We start from the raw sequence: 15592 nt of genomic DNA, 5'->3' as shown, positions 1-15592 counted from the left end.
AAGCTTTTAACTGGGAATCAGTAAACCTTCCTAAGGAAGGCCCAGAAGCCCGTGAAGGTTATCCCCGTCTGCTCGGGCCTGGTGGCGCCCTTCTCGACCTTGAGCCTCCTCTCGTTGACCTCGAGGCTCTCCATCCAAATGAACTTGCCCCGCGAGGCCTCCTTCAGCTTCTCCAGCTGGTTGTAGGTGGGCAGCCAGAAGGCCGCCGGGGCGCCGCCCTTGAGGGCCCTCCACACCCCGTCCACGTACTTCCAAGGGTCTCCCACGTCCACAGCCGCCGCGTCGAAGCTCTCCTCGCCGTAGACCTCCGGGGCCTCCCCTATGGAAGCGTTCACGAAGGTTACCCTCAATCCGACCTCCTCTAAGTTCCTTTTGGCAACGTACAAGTGTTCCTTCCTCACCTCGAAGGAGGCCACGTCGCAGCCGAACCAGCTCAAGGTAGCTGCCACGAAGCCCGACCCGGAGCCGCCCTCCAAGCACCTCTTCCCCGGGCCTGCCCCCAGCTTGATCGCCATCAACCCCAAGTCCTTCGGGTAGATCACTTGCGTTCTTCTCTTAAATGAGAAGAGTACGTCCTCCAGCGTGGGCTTGAGGATATAAGCCCTAGCCCCCGTGCTGAACTCCACGCTCTCGCCGTACCTCTTACCAATTACGTCGTCAAGCTTCAACACTCCTAAGTCACTCCCAAATACCTTTCCTTTAATCGCTTTCACTAACTTCTTCCTCCTCTTGTCTATGTATATCAGAACCAGGTCGCCTTCCCTTACTTCCACTCTCTCCCCAGCCCGCGGTCCCGGGCGGAAATATAGGGCACGGGACGCCCATTGATGCTTCTGTATAACTCATTACCAAACTTTTATATTTGTTAATTTCCTTTCTCATCTTTGCCCACATGGGAACATCTTATATTCGAAAGCGCACCATTACTATTCACTCTCTCAAACCCCCTTATATCTTTTCATGGGAACGCTGAAGATCGTGGAGGGAAGGGCAGAGGAAAAATTTCTTGAATAAAGGGAAAAGTTTGGGGAATTGTAAACTCGCAGTAGAATGCAATTCTTTTAAGGGAAAGACCTTGGGGCTTTATATGGAAGGCTTCGGTGAAGTCTCAAAAGAGGATAGAAAGCTTTCGGTAATGTTTTTTACGCAATAACTTCTTCGTGGTGTTGTGAACTCTCAAAAGAGGATAGAAAGTAGACTTAGACTTCCTGTTGTACCTAAGTCACCGTTCGTAAGTTGTGAAGTCTCAAAAGAGGATAGAAAGACCTCGCTCTCGGCCTGTACCACCAGAACGGGGTTCACAAGTGAAGTCTCAAAAGAGGATAGAAAGTCACACAGTCTCTTGGCCTCCTCCTCGTTCGCCACTTCCTGTGAAGTCTCAAAAGAGGATAGAAAGATTCTCTAACGTTCAATATCTCTATCTCTTTACCTTCTAACACTGTGAAGTCTCAAGAGAGGATAGAAAGCGCAGGACTCCCAGACACCCAAAAGAGGAAAGAGAATGTGAAGTCTCAAAAGAGAATAGAAAGATATACGTTCAAAGGCAACAAGAATGGAACAAAGGAATGACCACTTAAAAGAAAATAAAAAATAATGAAGCTCACTTCTTCCTAAGCGAGAGCGCCAACAGCGCAACGCCAATCAAGGCTATAACGGGGGCGCCGTAGTAGATTATCGGCGGGTACCAGTAGCCGAGCTCCTCCAGCGGCAGCGCGCTCCACGGGCTGTGGCAGTCCACGCACTTCAACGCCTTACTCGCGGGGACCACCCCGTGGTCCACGTTCATGTATCGAACCATCTTGATGAACTTCCCAGTGAAGGTTAGGTTCGCAACTTTCGCTCCCGCTTGCACGGCCTTGTTGATATCTCCTAAGGCGAACACTATCCCCACCTTTATGGGTATCGGTATCTTCTTGTTCTCGTCGAAAGGTACGTAGGCAACGTGCTCCCTGAAGGGGTAGATCTTGCCGTCGCTCTCGTCTCCCACGGGCCTTGCGTAGACTATTACCTCGCCCTCCACCGGGTCGGGGTACAAGTAGGCCTCCCTCTTCTCACCGTTCCACCACATATACACCGGCTTCAAGTTCTTCTTCAATACCAGCTTGGGCTCCCACCTGCCCAGCTTCTCGTTAAACTCTATGTGCCTCCAGTCCCTCTCCACGTCTATCGGGTACTTGCCGTGGGCTATGTGCGATATGTGGCAAGTCTGACAAGCGACCTTCTTGTGGAAGTTCTCTATTATGAAGCCTACCAAGGGGGCCTTGTGCCTCTTGGGGTGGCAGTCCGTACAGCTGACGGGCCTCGCCTCCCTAGACCAAGTCCCCACCCCCTCTGTGCCCACCTTGTGGCGCTCGAACGTGTGGCAGTCCACGCACTGAAGCCCCCTAGCCATGTGTACGTCGAAGTCCTCCGACACCTTGCCCATGAGGTCCGGACTTATGTTGGGCCTCTTGAAGTGAGGCCCGCCGCCCGCGAAGGCGTGGCACGCTAAGCAAGCGTCCTTGGACGGCTTAGCTACTATCTTCGCAGCCTCCTCTATCGATATCTTAGGGACGTACCTCCAGCCTTCCTTAGTTTTAACTACTTCCTTGAACCCCTTCTTAATTCCTATAGCGCCGCCTTTGTACGTGTTTGAGTGACAAACTAAGCAGTCTACGTTCTCTAGGTCTTTCTCAGTGGGGTTTATGTTTGGTATCATGCCCAAGCTGGCTCCGTGACACATGGAGCAGCCGGTGGCTATCAGCTTGCCCTTGAGCTTCTCCATCCCCGGAGGGGTCTTCTTCAATACTGCCTTGCCTATGAAGTTGACTGACACGGTCTTGTTCCAGAATATAGCGCCGCAGAAGTCGTTGTAGAGCGTCCTGCTCCCCACCTCTACGCTGCCCTTGCCCGCTACGTCGTTAACCGTGTTTATTAGCCTGTAGTGGTAACTGTGGACGAAGTCCCTAACCTCCTTCTCGTGACACTTCAAACAAGTCTTAGAGCCCTCGTACTCTGTTATGTTAAACTTCTTGAACACTTCCGTGTGGTCCACGACCTTTATCCCCTTCGAGGCGACGTACTTCCAAGCCTCCTCCGCCCCGGGGGCCAGCGAGCAGAGGGCCGCGCCGACGGCGAACAGCGCTACGGTTCCGAGGCCGGCCAGTAAGAGCAGAAGGCCTACTAGGGCCTTCAAGTCCATTTTCCTTCCCGGTCGGTACTTGCTGACCGGAGAGTATGTGAACGCTTCTCACACTTTAAGTCTCCCAAAGGTCCAAGCGCCCCAGCGCTCCCTCCCCTTCTTTCGCCGCGGCGCGGCCCTCTTGAAGGGGCTTTACGTCCCCTCCGACGACCAAGTCTTAAACCCCGCGACCGCCGAACGTCGCCGGACTCTTCTGAGCGAAAGTTGATATCCGAGCCTTTGACGGGGCCCCTAGGAAGCCTTGAAGGACCTCGCGCTCGCCCACTACAAGTACGTCCTCTCCCAGAAGGGCAACGTGATCAGTTACCCCCGCAACGTCACCTCTTGGAAGGACTTCTTGAAGTCCAAACACCTAATACCCGCGAGGGGTTTATACGTAATTAAGAATAAAGCAGATATAATTGCTTATAGGTCTTTCACGAAGTTCCCCAACGTTCATGAGGTAACCGAGCTCTTGGGCGGGGTGCCCGAGGTAAGGAGGGCCTTCCGAAAGCACGACGGGACCTTGGTGGTGATTAGAAAGGTTAAGAATAAGGTAATAATCCACACGAGGTCGAGCGAGAACAACGCTTTCGTCAAGCTGACTAAGGGGTTGTTGGAGAACAAGGAACCCCTGCTGGAGCTGGAGGGCGAATACGCTATAATGTTGGAGCTCGTAAATAAGGACAAAAACTTGTTAGAGAAGCTGAACGAGGAATTGAGGTCTCTCGGGGTGGGGGAACTGGACGAGGTCCCCCCTCTCCCCGGGAGACCCTTGGCCCCGGAGTGGGTGGAGTACAAGCTCTTGGGCGCGAGGGTCTTTGAGAGTCCGGCCTTATTCTCCAAAGGCCGGCTCGTAGGGGACGAGCGCTCCGCCTTGTTGCCGCCGGACTCCGCGCGCAGGTACTTATCGGCCTTGAAGGAGGCCCTAGCCGCCCCCGTAGAGGAGGCCAGGAGGGACGAGGACGTGGAAGTGGAGGCGAACAAGGCAGAGAACTTTGATGACCTCATGATGATAAAGAAGCTCGCTTTACCCATAGAGGGTTGGGTCTTGTGGTTGAAGGACGACGTCTCCGAGGAGCTGGTGGGCCCAGTCCCGTACTACTTCCGGCCCGATCCCTTGCTGAAGCTCAAGTTGGACTGGTACTTGTTCTTCGCGCGTTGTCCGAAGATAAGGACCGCGCTCGACTGCGCGAGGTGGATGAAGGACGACTTGGGGGAAGAGCTGGTCACGAAGATAGAGCTCGTTTCTAGGCTGTTAGAGGAGGCGAAGAGGAACAAAATAAATGTCAAGAAATACTTGGAGGCCCCCTTGTCGGAAATAGACAGGGTAATAATCGAGCTGACGTCCCTCTTAGGCTAGGCGAGCCTCTGCACGCTTCCGACCGTATATTAGCTCCTTACGCCGATCGGTGACCGGGTGGGAGCGTGTCCAAGACCTACGCGACCTTGGGAGAGCTCAAGCCGGGCAACTTCATAATGATAGACGGCGAGCCGTGCAAGATAGTTGAGATGAGCAAGGCCAAGACCGGTAAGCACGGGAGCGCGAAGGCTCACGTGGTCGCCATAAGCTTGATCAGCGGTGCCAAGAAGACCTTCGTAGCCCCCGTGGACACGAGGGTTGAGGTCCCCATAATTGAGAAGAGGGTGGGCCAAGTGTTGGCCATCACCGGCGACAGCGTCCAGCTGATGGACATGGAGACTTACGACACCTTCGAGGTCCCGTTGCCCGAGGAGGAAGAGCTCAAGTCCCGTCTGGAGCCCGGCGTGGAGGTCGAGTACTGGGTGATGCCGCCCGGAGTTTACAAAATAATGAGGGTCAGGGGAGGGAAGTAAGCGCCTTCTCCTTTTTGCGATATAAGCTCCGGAGCGCCAAAACTTTCCGGAACCCCCCTTGAGGTCCAGGGTTTCGTTCGAGAGGGAGCTTGCGGGCAAGCTCTACCAAATGGGCTGGGCCGTGATGAGGGCCCCCGCCTCCGGGGCGGCGGCCAAGAGGTACTTGTACCCGGACTTGGTAGCGTTGAAGAAGGGGAGGGCAGTAGCGATAGAAGTGAAGACTACGAAGGATAAGAAGTACATATACTTGGAAAGGAGACAGTATGAAATACTCAAGGAATGGGAAGAGAGGGGAGGCGCGGACGCGTGGGTGGCGGTGAAGGTGCTCTACTCCGGCTGGAGCTTCTATCCCTTGAGCTCCCTAAAGGAGGCCGGAAAGAGCTTCAGGCTGGACCTCGAGGGGGGTCTGAGCTTAGAGTCCTTTGACGCGCTATATTCTGTTAAGTACACATTAACCGAATTCGCAAAGGGTATCGTAGAAGTTTAAATGAACTTGACCGTTGCTCTCCCCCCGCAACACTCCATCACGTACTCCCCGGCCGTGGGCTTGAAGGGATCTGCTACAGTCCCCAAGAGCAGGCAGCCTTCCTTGTCCTTCAACAACTCTACGTTGGCGTTTATCCTCTTCATGTCTATCCTTCCCACCAAGTTCACTCCGGGGCCGCTGACCCTCACCTCCTCGCCGTCCCTCAACTCTACCTCCTTCCCGACCACCACCTTGTTGGAGGCAGCTAGGTCGGCGAGCAGCATGAGCCAGTTCAGCTCGTCCCACCGCTTGCCGTAACGGTTGTCCGGAATTTCTATTGCTAGAAAGAAGGAGCCGTCGCAGAAGAATATCTCTGGCTCCGCTAAGGGGTCGCTGAGCTTGGCCAGCTCCACGGAGCTCCCGTTGCCCAAGAGGCCGTCTCGGAAGAGGGGCCCGGTTATGGGCCCGCCGCCGAACTTCCTCTTGCTCTCCTCCCCGGTGAGGCCCACCTTCCAGCCCGTAACGGGCCCCCAAACCTCCTTCGCGACCTCAGCTACCTTCCTCTGGACCTCCAAGGCTTCTTCGAGGTTCTCTGGCTCGCACTTCCAGTTCTTCTCCTCCAAGGCCCTCTTCCACTCAAACGGGTCACACCCTTTCAAGGCTGCGTTTCCCGTCGCTAGGTCGCTCAAAGGAATTTGAGCGCTTCCTCAGCTATGGCCTTAGCCAAGGGGGGTGGCACGGACTCGCCCACTTGGTTGTACTGGCTGTCCTTACCCCCCAAGAATATGAAGTTGTCCGGGTAGCCCATCAACCTCGCTTGCTCTCTAACAGTCAACAGCCTGTTCTCGTAAGGGTGGAAGAAGCGGGAGCTGCCGAGCACCGTGGGGGCGAGCTTCTTGGGGTGGAGCTTTATCATGTTAGGGTAGAGCTTGCCTCCGCTGCCCCTGTAATGTATTAGCGCCTCCCCCCACTTGAGCTTGGCCGCCCTCCTCTCGAGCCTCTTGGGCACGTGGGGCGGCTCGTGGTTCGGGGGCCACTCGAAGTTCGGCGGCGGCAAGCCCCTCAACGCCTCCTCTACGGTTATTACCTTGTTGCACTTCGGGGGCCTGAGCGGTACGTTAGAGACGAAGACCCTGACCCTGTGAGAGGGGACGCAGTAGTCCTCCGCCCTAAGTACGTTGAAGTAGACCTTCGGGTACCCAACCCTCGCGAACTCCCTCCTCAAGGCGTCCTTCAAGGGCCCCTCTATCAGCCCTTTCACATTTTCCATTACAAATACTTTGGGCTTCAAGTCGCCAACTATCCTTATGAAGTGGAGCACCAGCCTCCCGACCGGGTCCTTGTACAGCCTGTCCAAGGGGTCCTTCTCCCTCTTGGGGTTGGCGGCGGTGTAGGGCTCGCACGGGGGAGAGCCTATTACCACGTCCACGTCCCCTACCAACCTCTCTATGGTCTTGCTGCTCAGCTTGGACACGTCCTCCACTAGCGTTAAGGCCTTGGGGTGGTTGGCGGCGTAGCTCCTCGCCGGCGCCTTGTCGTTGTCCACCCCCAAGACCCCTTCAAAGCCGGCCATTTCAAAGCCTAAGGCGAAGCCCCCTGCCCCGGAGAAGAGGTCAAAGAACGCTCTCCTCATGCTTTATTTCCTCCTCGAGGCGCTTGACTATCTTCTCGAGGAGTTTCTTCCTAGGGTTGCTCTCGGCCAGCTCTAGGGGCTCCCCGCATCTAGGACAAGTGAAGTCGTAGCCCATGGCCTCTTCGTAGGAGAACTGGAGCCCGCACGCGGGGCAGTAGAAGTATTGGTCTTCTTCGCTCTCCAGCCTCCTCTTCAACTTTTCTAGGACGCTCTTCTTTATCTTAAGCAAGTTCCTGTTGAGGGTTTCCCGGTCTACATACCAATAGTATATGTACGTCCCGTCGTTCTCGTTCCTTATCTTGTAGTTCCTTACCAGCCCGTACCTCTCCAGCTTGTAGAGCGCCCTCCTTACGTCGTTAGGTTTCATCCCCAAGGTCTCGGTCAGTTGCTCCTCGCTTATGTCCTCGTACCTCATCAGCTCCTTGAACACCCTCACCCCGTCCTCCCCGGCCACGCTCCGCACGAACTCCAGGAGCTCCTCCAGAGGGTCCTTCTTCGCCAACCTTGACCACCTTCTTCCCCTTTTCGGTCGGAATTATCCTAAGCTTGCCGCCGACGGGCTGCCTATAAAGTTCCGCGCCCCCGTAAAGCCTGTCTAGGAATATCGCCAGGGCGGCCACTTCGGAGTGCGGCTGGTTGCCTATCGCGACGTTGTAGTGCGCGAGCTCGTAGTACTCCCTGGGGACCTTTTCTGCCCCCACGATCACCAGTATCTTGTCCTTCTGCCTTATCTCGTCAATTACCGAGTCCACGGGGAGGCCGTACATGGTTAGGTGTACTACCGTGCCGTCCCAAGTCTTGACGTACTTGAGGGGGGAGTTCGTACAAGCTATCTCCTCTAACAGCCTCCCCCACCTCTCCTCCACGTCCCTCAGCTTCTCCAGAACTTTCTCGTCGCACGGGGAGAGCACGAAGCCGTGGGCGCCGAAGGCGCGGGCGACCAGGCCCACGTGGGTTGTTATCCTCTTGTCCCTGTCCGGGCGGTGGCCTATCCTTAGGACGTAGACCTTCAAAGCACTTCCTCCGCGTACTCCAGCTGTTCGCTGAGTAAATCTTTGATGTCCATAACGGAGCTCAACAGTTCGGACTTCACCTCCCTCCCCTCCCTCTCTAACTCGCTTATTACGGAGTAGGCCATCCTTATGGTCTCATCTATCATCTCGTCCAAGGCGTCCTCTACAGACTCCTTGGTCTCCCCCTCCTCCAGCATCTCCTCTATGACTTCCGCCAGCCTCTCTTCGTCCACCCCCAGCCTAACGACCGTGGGGTTCCCTTCTCTTATGACGATAAAGAACGGGGAGGTCGGCACGAGCAGCTTGGTCTCGTTTTCTGCCCTCACCACCTCTAGGCCGTACTTCTTAGCAACCCTATCGATGCCCAAGTCGGACATCCGTTTGCTTAGCGGGTTAGGGAGGTAATTAAGGTCGGTCGCTTCGTTGCGGGCTCATCACTTTCAGCTTTGCTACCTCCGCTCATCCCGAACCGCAGTTTACCCCTCTTGCGCAGCCCCCTCGGGAATTAAAGTTGGCCAGAGGTAAGAAGGAACGAGATAAGAAGAGGAAGTTGTACGTACTCGTCTCCGCGCTCTTCGCGATCTTGATGCTGGTCCCCGCTTGGCTCGGCCGCGGGGGCGGAGGGGTCGCTATAAGCAAATCGGACTTGGAGAAGTACTTGTTTACCCCCGAGTCCGACAAGTACACTATAATGTTGTTCCTCGCCTCTCCCAAGGAATGTCCGGTCTGTCCGGAGGTAGCCAACAACGTGACCCAAGCCGTCGAGCTGTTAAAGCAATCAATCGTCGAGAACAAGCTCAACATAACCGTGGAGTTCAAGGTGTTCACCTGCGAAGGCTTCCCCCAGTGTAAGGACAAGGAAGCCTTGGTCAACTTCCAAGTGTACAGAGTCTCCCAAGTGCCCTTGCTCTTGCTAAGCTACAGGGGGCTCTTGGTGCCCTTCGACCCCACCGGCTTGGGGCCGCGGGCGCTCGCGAGCTTGTTGGCCCAGTGGTACCAAGTGATGTCGCACGCTTGGAGGCCCCCCAAGGAGGGCAAGTACCTATTGTACTTGTACGACAAGTCCCACCAGAGCCCGTACTTGGACTCCTTGCTCAAACACGCCGAGGCGAACAACGTTACGGTGGTGGAGCTGGGCTGCGAGGCTTACCCGAACAACTGTACGGACGTCCGCTCCCTAAGCACTATGCTGGTCTTGGGAGTTACCCCGAACGACCTCCCATTAGCAATAGTTTACGAGGACGGGAGGGCCGTGGCGGCGGCCAAGGTGGACCGCTTGGAGGGAGTAGACCGGATCCTCCAAGCGCTTAGGAACTGACCTCCACTTCCACTAAGGAGCCTTTGTGTAAGTAGTAGAGCAAGCCCCCCTTCAACACCGCCTCGTCCGGGAGGGTGGGGCCGCTTACGGAGAGGAGGGGCCGGGCGTCCTCTTTGTAAACGAATAGGTCGCCCTTGGAGTACACCCTAAAGGTGGACTCGTCGTCGCCCGCCTCCGGCGTCTCGTGTAACAAGAGAGCCTCCGGTTCGGCGTCGCTCAGCGTGTAGTACGCGTAAGGCGGGAACGTTATGGTAGGAACGCTCAACAAGTTGGAACCGTTAGATATTTCAATTATTTCGTAAGAACCCGTGTCGGGTATCGCAGCCCTGTGGACGTCTTTGACCAGCGCTATAACCCTTTGATCGGGCAACACCTTAGCTCCCAAGATTATTCTGGGGAGTACGCCTTTCACCCTTATCAACGTGCCTTCGTAGCCTAGTAAGACGCACGCGTTGAGCTCCGGGCAAGCGGTGAGCACCTCGTCCCGGGCCTCGTTGAGCGGGAAGGGGACGGAGGCGACTTCCTTCAAGTCCCCGTCCTCGTTGAAGGAGTACAACTTCGCCCTCCCTTGAGCGTTGACCGCGAAGCGGAGCTCCTTGACTCCGCAGCAAGTATTAGTATCGAAGAACATCGCCTTCCCTACTTCATCTAACAGCGTCTCCACCTTACCCTTCTCAACGTCCACGGCCAACAACGAGGAGGACTCGAGGTCGTGGACCAACACGTAAGGGCCGAGGAAGTGGGGCTTCCAGAAGGCGCGGCCGACGAACTTCTTCTCGCCCGTCTCTACCACTTCGTAAAGCGCCGGCCTCACTATCGTTACCTTTCCGACGTGCGTGAAGTCGCCTTCGTCTCTGAACTCGTAACCGAGCTCCGCCTCCTCGCTCTCAACGTTTACCACTTTTGGGCGGCCGTCCTCCAGAGAGACCGCGTAGACCCTTTTCCCCTCCTTGACGAGGTAGTCGTACACGCTCCCCGGCCTCGTAACCGTTCGGGCCGGAGCGTTTTGAGTGCGCTGGCCTTCTGGGCGTGGTGAGAATAGATACCCGTTCTAGGGCGATGAGGTGAGCGAGAGGGTTGGTGCGGGGGGTGGGATTTGAACCCACGCAGGCCTACGCCATCGGGTCCTGAGCCCGACCCCTTTGGCCAGGCTCGGGCACCCCCGCGAGGCTCCGGCAGCTGGAACAAAACTCTCTTTATAAGTTTTGCCTCAGCGCCGGGGTTTCCGGTCACCCTTCCCCAGCGGCCATTCACGCCTCATCGGCCCTCGGGACAGAGCGCCCTCGTCACCGCTCTGCCCGGTGGTTCGGATCCTCATCGGGCTTTAGCGGAAGAGGTAGAGCGCCTCCGCCGCCACGAGGGCCCCGGCAGCTAAAGCCCTGACCTCCTCGGGGGCCCCGAAGTAGGTCAAGAGGCCTTCAGCTGCTAAAGCGATCAAGGGTAGTGCTGTCAAAACAAAACTGTTGAGGGCTACGCCCAAGAGGAGGGAAGTTATGGCCACCGTCAAGAGCACGGAGTCGCCCCAGTCGGGAAAGGGCGCGGACGCGGCGGAGGTCAAGAGGGTTAGGACGAGAAAGTGCTTAAGCAACCTAATTCCACCTCCCGAGGTCGCTGAACCTTTCCCTACGTTTCAACCTTTAAGGAGCGAGTAGCCCTTGGGCCGGGCGAGAGCGTGGCGAAGGTAAAGGTTGGAGTAGTAATTTATAAGGAGAAGGACGAGAGCGGCGAGTACTACATAGCCGTCGAGCCCCTCTCCGGAGCCCAAGTGCAAGGGGACAGCGTAGAGGAGGTCTTAGAGAAGATAAAGGACGAGATAAAGAAGATGAGCAGCGCTTGGTGCGAGTCGGAGCTCAGGGAGGCGGTGGACGCCAGGCTAATAGAGCTGGAGCTGGAGGAGGCGGCCGCTGAGTAGAAAAGCCTTCCGGGACCGCCCTTTAGGGCCCGTTTGATTTGAAGTGTTACTGGAGGAGGCTGGTCCTCGCGAACGACAGCCTTTTGGCCCGCTTGAAGGGGAGGGTCCTCTTCGTTTCTGAGTCCAGGCCGGAGTACCCTTGGAGGAGGCTCCCCCCTAACGCCTACAGAAAGGTCTTGGGTACCGAGTGGGACCACGCGGTCATAGACCTCCGCGGCCCAGTTCCGGCCAACGCCTTCCCGGCCGTCATGGAAACGGTCAAGGCCGGCGGGACAATAGCCGTCATAAAGGAGAGGGAGCTGAAAGAGGTGTACTCCTCGAGAGGGGGAACCGGCCTCTTCGGCGTTTACCTAGAGCGGGCCTTGGAGGCCTACGAGGAAAGGGGCCCTTGCCCCAAGTGGGAGCCCCCCAAGGGGCTTACGAGGGAACAGAGGGCGGCCTTGAAGAAGCTGAACGGCTTCGTAGTGGGCACCGGGAGGGTAATGGCGATATTGGGGGACAGGGGGAGGGGGAAGAGCGCCCTCCTGGGCGCCGTGGCGGCCGCGCTGGTCTTGGACTTCGGGGTTAGGAGGGTGGAGGTGACCTCCCCCTCCCCGGAGATGCACAGCTTCTTGAAGATGTTCGAGCAACAGATGAGCGAGAGGAGGGCCCGCTTCAAGAAGGAGGAGTCCGAAGAGGGCTGGCGCTTGGTAGGGCCCGGGTGGAGGGTGGAGTGGGTCCCGCCCCCCAAGGCCGGGGGCAAGGGAGGGGCCGTCTTGGTGGACGAGGCCGCGGCCGTCGGCGTTGCTGCTGTCCGGAGAATAATCAACCGCTCTTGGAAGGTCGTAATGGCCACCACGGTCCACGGCTACGAGGGGTCCGGGAGGGCCCTCACTAAGACGTTGTTAGACAAGCTCAAGAACGTAATTGTGGTGGAGCTGAAGGAGCCCGTTAGGTACCCTCCGGGGGACCCGGTGGAGAGGTGGCTGTACGAGGCCTTCCACTTGGACGCCGAGCCCTCGCCCTCGGAGCCCTCTGGGGGGCCTAGAGAGGTGGACAGGGAGGAGCTGACGGAGCCCGCGGGGGCTAGGCCCTACGCGGCCTTGCTCTCCTACGCCCACTACCGCTGGGAGCCCTCAGACTTGGAGCTGGTGTTGGAACACCCCAAGGGGAAGCTGTGGGAGTACCCGGGGAGCGAGGGGCCGGTGGGGGTGGCCTTTACGGTGGACGAGGAGCCCCCGGAAGACCCTTGGTCCCCCGCCAAGGGCGCGGCGTTGAGCAGGCTGCTCTCCCGCTTCCTCCCCACCCCGGCGAGGCGGGTGGTGAGGATAGCCGTGGTCCCGGAGCTCCAGAGGAGGGGCATAGGGAGCTCCTTGTTAAAGGCGTTGGAGGCCGAGGTTACCGGGGCGATCTTCTCAAACCACGAGGTGCTCGACTTCTGGCTCAAGAACGGCTACAAGGTGATATACCTCTCCCCTAGGTACAACAAGGTAACGGGAGAGAAGAACGTGGCCGTCGCTAAGGGAGGGGAAGCGGTGGAGCTGGCCGCTAAGGCCTTCTCCCGCTCCTTCTTGCTCTCCGCCCACGGGGTCTATCGGGACGTGGACGTTAAGAAGGCTTTCAAAATGCTCAAGCACTCCTCCCCGGAGCCTTTGGGCATTGAGTGCGAAAGGACGTTATTGGAGAAGTTCTTAGAAGGGAAGATAGGGGCGGAGAGCGCCTTCTCGGCGCTCTACTGCTGCGCCCTCAACGGCGTTTGGGAGCTTCCCGAAGAGCTGGGCGCAGCGGCCTTCGGCTTCTTGGTGCAAGGGAAGGGCCTCTGGGACCTGGCGGCCTCCTTCGAGATCAACGTGGAGAAAGTTAAGGATATGTTGGAGGAGGGCTTGAGGGAGCTCGCCTCCAAGTGCGCCTCAGATTAATAAGCGAGGCCTTCTGCCGTAACCGGGCTCGGCGTTGCAAGAACCCTCAAACGTATTGGACGTGATAACGCAGCTGATGTTTATGGCGTTCTTACTCATGGCCTTCACCGGCGCCGACGCCCGCCTCAGGATGTACATATGGGCCAAGAACATAAGGGTGAAAATGGAAGAGATAAAGGGGTACGCGGAGGAGAGCGAGAAGGAGACCCTAGAGGTCTTGAAGAAGTTAAACGTTAAGAACGCTGATGAGATAGTAAGGAGAATAAAGGAGTTCTTCCACATAAGTCCGGTAGACATAGAGCCCACTGACATAACCAAGAGGATGGCCCACATAATTAGAACTGGTCAAGAGAGGTGGGAGAGGCTGTTATCCTCAAGCCTGCCGGAGGACGTCCCGAGGGCCCACAAGCACAACGCCATGGTAATGCTCGAAATAACCAACAGCTTGAACACGATATACAAGATCGTGAGACACTACTTGCTTACGTCCTTAAAGACTAACAACTTCTTCCTGATGATGCAACTATGGATGTTGATGCCCATGATAAGTAAGATGAGCAAGACTTTGAGGGATGCCTTGGACACCTTCAAGAACTGCAGACCCGTGGGCGACGGGGCGGGCCCGCTGGTGGCATTTAGGTTACTTATCAATAAGAAGAGGCTGTGGAGGCCCGCCAAGGACACGGTCGCGGGCGAGGTGGACATTGAAGGCAGGAGGGTAATAGTGATAAAGGCCGAGGGGCCCGGGGCCACGGTCGGCTCCCCGGGCGAGGCCGTCCAAAGGGTCGTGGAGGAGCTCCGGGGGAAGGTGGACCTCATCTTGACGGTCGACGCGGCGTTAAAGTTGGAGGGAGAGGAGACCGGCCAGATAGCGGAGGGCTCCGGCGCGGCCATAGGGGACCCCGGGCCGGAGAAGATAGCCATAGAGAGGGCGGCCACCAAGTACGGCATTCCCTTGGAGGCCATAGTAATTAAGATGAGTGCGGAGGAGGCAATAACTGACATGCCGGAGAAGGTGGCCAAAGCGGTGGACCTCGTGGTCCAGAAAGTAATAGAAAGGGTGAAGGAGCTGCCCAAGGGCGCTACCGCGATAGTGGCCGGGATAGGGAACACGTGCGGTGTGGCCCAATGAGCTTCGAGGCCTTCTCGAGGCTCGCGGAGGAGTACGACTCTTGGTACAAAGAGAACGAAGGGCTCTACCGGGAGGAGCTCGAGTGCGTTAGGAGGGCGGTGAAGGGGAGGTGCTTAGAGGTAGGCGCCGGCACGGGGGCCTTCTCGGCGCCCCTGGGCTGCGTCGCCTTGGACCCGGCCTTGGGGGCGTTGAGGTTAGCGAAGGGGAAGGGCGCGGAGGCCGTCTTAGGGGTCGCCGAAGCCCTCCCCTTCCGGAGCTCCTCCTTCGATACGGTAGCCTTCGTCACCTCGCTCTGCTTCGTACAAGACAAGGAGAGGTCGTTGAAGGAGGCTAAGAGGGTGGGGAAGAGGGTGGTCGTCTGCGCGCTGCTCAAGGAGAGCGAGCTGGTCAAGTCCTACGAAGAGAAGGGGAGGAGGGGGCATCCGATCTTCAAGTACGCGCGCTTCCTATCTAGGGAGGAGCTCGGGTCGGTCGGGGAGGAGGTGTGCTCCGTTGGCGACTTCTTCGCGTGCTACTCCCTCTCCTTATAACCCTTCAGCGCCACGAGCTCCTTGCCGTCTCGCTTTATCACTTCGAGGGAGCCCGCCTCCACCATTCGGTTGATAACTTCGTAAACGCGCTGCTTAGACCGGTCGTAACCCATCTCCCTCAGTTTCTTTAATATGTCTGCCTTTTTCATGGGCCCCTTACTCACGACCGCGTAGATCGCCCTCTCCAAGTCTCCCTTCTCGCATAGGGGCCGAAGTCCCTCTATGACTGAAGCCAAGTTCAACAACGCTCGCTTTGTGGGGTCCCCCTCGGAGCCCAAGTAGACGAAAACCCTCCCCCAGTCTTTGGTGTCGACGGTCATTACGGCTAGTACCATAGCAACCAACACGTGCCTCATGCCGGCGTTCAAACAAACCGCCACGTCCTCTAGCCTCAGCGACCTGCTAAGCATAGCTGAAACCTTGGAGACGTTCTGAAACAGGTCCCCCGGGTCCGCGGAGAGGTAAATCACCTCGAACTCCTTTCCATAATTAACTATCAAATCCTTCAAGTTAGAAAGGGCCCTTTCGGCCTTCGGGTCGCTGGGCTCCGGCACGTAGGCTATAAACCTCTTGACGTCCCCAAGGTCCTTCTCCACCTCTAGCAGACACCTCAATGGCAGCTTCTCGTCGAAGCCCACTGGCGAGTGGACCTCCACGGCCGTACACCTCGGGTATATACAGTATTAGCATGCAT

At 57.3% G+C, this 15592-nt stretch carries 18 protein-coding genes, 1 tRNA gene and 1 CRISPR repeat array; of the genes, 8 read left to right on the top strand and 11 right to left on the bottom strand.

Annotated elements, in window-relative coordinates:
* Positions 1-17: 17 nt before the first annotated feature.
* Both IGNI_RS05820 and IGNI_RS05815 read right to left on the bottom strand, forming a co-directional pair.
* Positions 18-773 (bottom strand): tRNA (adenine-N1)-methyltransferase, encoded by a 756-nt coding sequence (locus IGNI_RS05820; RefSeq protein ID WP_012123272.1) that lies wholly within the window; start codon positions 771-773, stop codon positions 18-20.
* Positions 774-1100: 327 nt separating this feature from the next.
* Positions 1101-1529: direct repeats of the CRISPR family, unit length 26 nt; unit sequence GTGAAGTCTCAAAAGAGGATAGAAAG.
* 71 nt (positions 1530-1600) lie between these two features.
* Positions 1601-3181, bottom strand: coding sequence for a cytochrome c3 family protein (locus IGNI_RS05815; protein WP_012123271.1), 1581 nt, complete (start codon positions 3179-3181; stop codon positions 1601-1603).
* 241 nt (positions 3182-3422) lie between these two features.
* Between IGNI_RS05815 and IGNI_RS05810 the strand changes: the two genes are divergently transcribed.
* From IGNI_RS05810 to hjc, 3 genes are all read left to right on the top strand, one after another.
* Positions 3423-4523, top strand: coding sequence for a T4 RnlA family RNA ligase (locus IGNI_RS05810; RefSeq protein WP_012123270.1), 1101 nt, complete (start codon positions 3423-3425; stop codon positions 4521-4523).
* 65 nt (positions 4524-4588) lie between these two features.
* Entirely contained in the window at positions 4589-4996 is a 408-nt protein-coding gene (locus IGNI_RS05805; protein ID WP_012123269.1) for a translation initiation factor IF-5A, read from the top strand.
* Positions 4997-5054: 58 nt separating this feature from the next.
* The gene (gene hjc, locus IGNI_RS05800) at positions 5055-5483 is read left to right on the top strand and encodes a Holliday junction resolvase Hjc (protein ID WP_012123268.1); all 429 of its coding nucleotides are present in this window, start codon (positions 5055-5057) and stop codon (positions 5481-5483) included.
* On the opposite strand, the gene IGNI_RS05795 is transcribed toward hjc, so the two are convergent.
* From IGNI_RS05795 to IGNI_RS05775, 5 genes are read right to left on the bottom strand one after another with little or no spacing between them, the layout of a single operon-like run.
* A complete protein-coding gene (locus tag IGNI_RS05795) occupies positions 5480-6121 on the bottom strand; it encodes a hypothetical protein (protein WP_187145955.1) in 642 nt (213 codons plus the stop codon). The two genes, hjc and IGNI_RS05795, sit on opposite strands and share 4 nt — an antisense overlap.
* A gap of 26 nt (positions 6122-6147) precedes the next feature.
* Positions 6148-7095, bottom strand: a complete 948-nt coding sequence (locus tag IGNI_RS05790) for a DNA cytosine methyltransferase (RefSeq protein ID WP_012123266.1) — start codon at positions 7093-7095, stop codon at positions 6148-6150.
* Entirely contained in the window at positions 7076-7531 is a 456-nt protein-coding gene (locus IGNI_RS05785; protein ID WP_052570262.1) for a hypothetical protein, read from the bottom strand. The genes IGNI_RS05790 and IGNI_RS05785 overlap by 20 nt, the downstream gene beginning before the upstream one ends.
* A complete protein-coding gene (locus tag IGNI_RS05780; protein ID WP_012123264.1) occupies positions 7452-8108 on the bottom strand; it encodes a tRNA methyltransferase in 657 nt (218 codons plus the stop codon). The genes IGNI_RS05785 and IGNI_RS05780 overlap by 80 nt, the downstream gene beginning before the upstream one ends.
* Positions 8105-8476, bottom strand: coding sequence for a hypothetical protein (locus tag IGNI_RS05775; RefSeq protein ID WP_187145954.1), 372 nt, complete (start codon positions 8474-8476; stop codon positions 8105-8107). Before IGNI_RS05775 ends, IGNI_RS05780 begins: the two co-directional genes overlap by 4 nt.
* Positions 8477-8619: 143 nt before the next feature.
* Between IGNI_RS05775 and IGNI_RS05770 the strand changes: the two genes are divergently transcribed.
* Positions 8620-9426 (top strand): hypothetical protein, encoded by an 807-nt coding sequence (locus IGNI_RS05770; protein ID WP_012123262.1) that lies wholly within the window; start codon positions 8620-8622, stop codon positions 9424-9426.
* Here IGNI_RS05770 and IGNI_RS05765 read toward each other — a convergent pair.
* The 3 genes from IGNI_RS05765 to IGNI_RS07675 form a co-directional block, all read right to left on the bottom strand.
* Complete coding sequence (locus tag IGNI_RS05765) at positions 9416-10396, bottom strand: hypothetical protein (protein ID WP_012123261.1); 981 nt, start codon at positions 10394-10396, stop codon at positions 9416-9418. The two genes, IGNI_RS05770 and IGNI_RS05765, sit on opposite strands and share 11 nt — an antisense overlap.
* 108 nt (positions 10397-10504) lie before the next feature.
* Positions 10505-10592: transfer RNA gene (locus IGNI_RS05760), tRNA-Leu, on the bottom strand.
* A 158-nt stretch (positions 10593-10750) separates the two neighbouring features.
* Entirely contained in the window at positions 10751-11014 is a 264-nt protein-coding gene (locus tag IGNI_RS07675; protein WP_012123260.1) for a hypothetical protein, read from the bottom strand.
* An 84-nt stretch (positions 11015-11098) separates the two neighbouring features.
* Here IGNI_RS07675 and IGNI_RS05750 point away from each other — a divergent pair, with 84 nt between their 5' ends.
* The 4 genes from IGNI_RS05750 to IGNI_RS05735 are packed head-to-tail and all read left to right on the top strand — an operon-like array spanning position 11099 to position 14898.
* Positions 11099-11338 carry a type II toxin-antitoxin system HicB family antitoxin gene (locus IGNI_RS05750; protein ID WP_012123259.1) on the top strand — a complete coding sequence of 80 codons (240 nt, stop codon included), beginning with the start codon at positions 11099-11101 and terminating at the stop codon, positions 11336-11338.
* A gap of 38 nt (positions 11339-11376) precedes the next feature.
* A complete protein-coding gene (locus IGNI_RS05745; protein ID WP_012123258.1) occupies positions 11377-13236 on the top strand; it encodes a tRNA(Met) cytidine acetyltransferase TmcA domain-containing protein in 1860 nt (619 codons plus the stop codon).
* Positions 13237-13270: 34 nt separating this feature from the next.
* Entirely contained in the window at positions 13271-14368 is a 1098-nt protein-coding gene (locus tag IGNI_RS05740) for a DUF1512 domain-containing protein (protein WP_012123257.1), read from the top strand.
* Complete coding sequence (locus tag IGNI_RS05735; protein ID WP_052570255.1) at positions 14365-14898, top strand: class I SAM-dependent methyltransferase; 534 nt, start codon at positions 14365-14367, stop codon at positions 14896-14898. The genes IGNI_RS05740 and IGNI_RS05735 overlap by 4 nt, the downstream gene beginning before the upstream one ends.
* Here the strand turns inward: IGNI_RS05735 and IGNI_RS05730 are convergent.
* Positions 14880-15554: a hypothetical protein gene (locus IGNI_RS05730; protein ID WP_012123255.1), complete on the bottom strand. Its 675-nt coding sequence runs from the start codon at positions 15552-15554 to the stop codon at positions 14880-14882. The two genes, IGNI_RS05735 and IGNI_RS05730, sit on opposite strands and share 19 nt — an antisense overlap.
* Between the last annotated feature and the right edge of the window lie 38 nt (positions 15555-15592).

Origin of the sequence: Ignicoccus hospitalis KIN4/I (assembly GCF_000017945.1) — an archaeon.
Taxonomy (GTDB): Archaea; Thermoproteota; Thermoprotei_A; order Sulfolobales; family Ignicoccaceae; genus Ignicoccus; species Ignicoccus hospitalis.
This window is presented reverse-complemented; position numbering and strand designations above follow the sequence as displayed.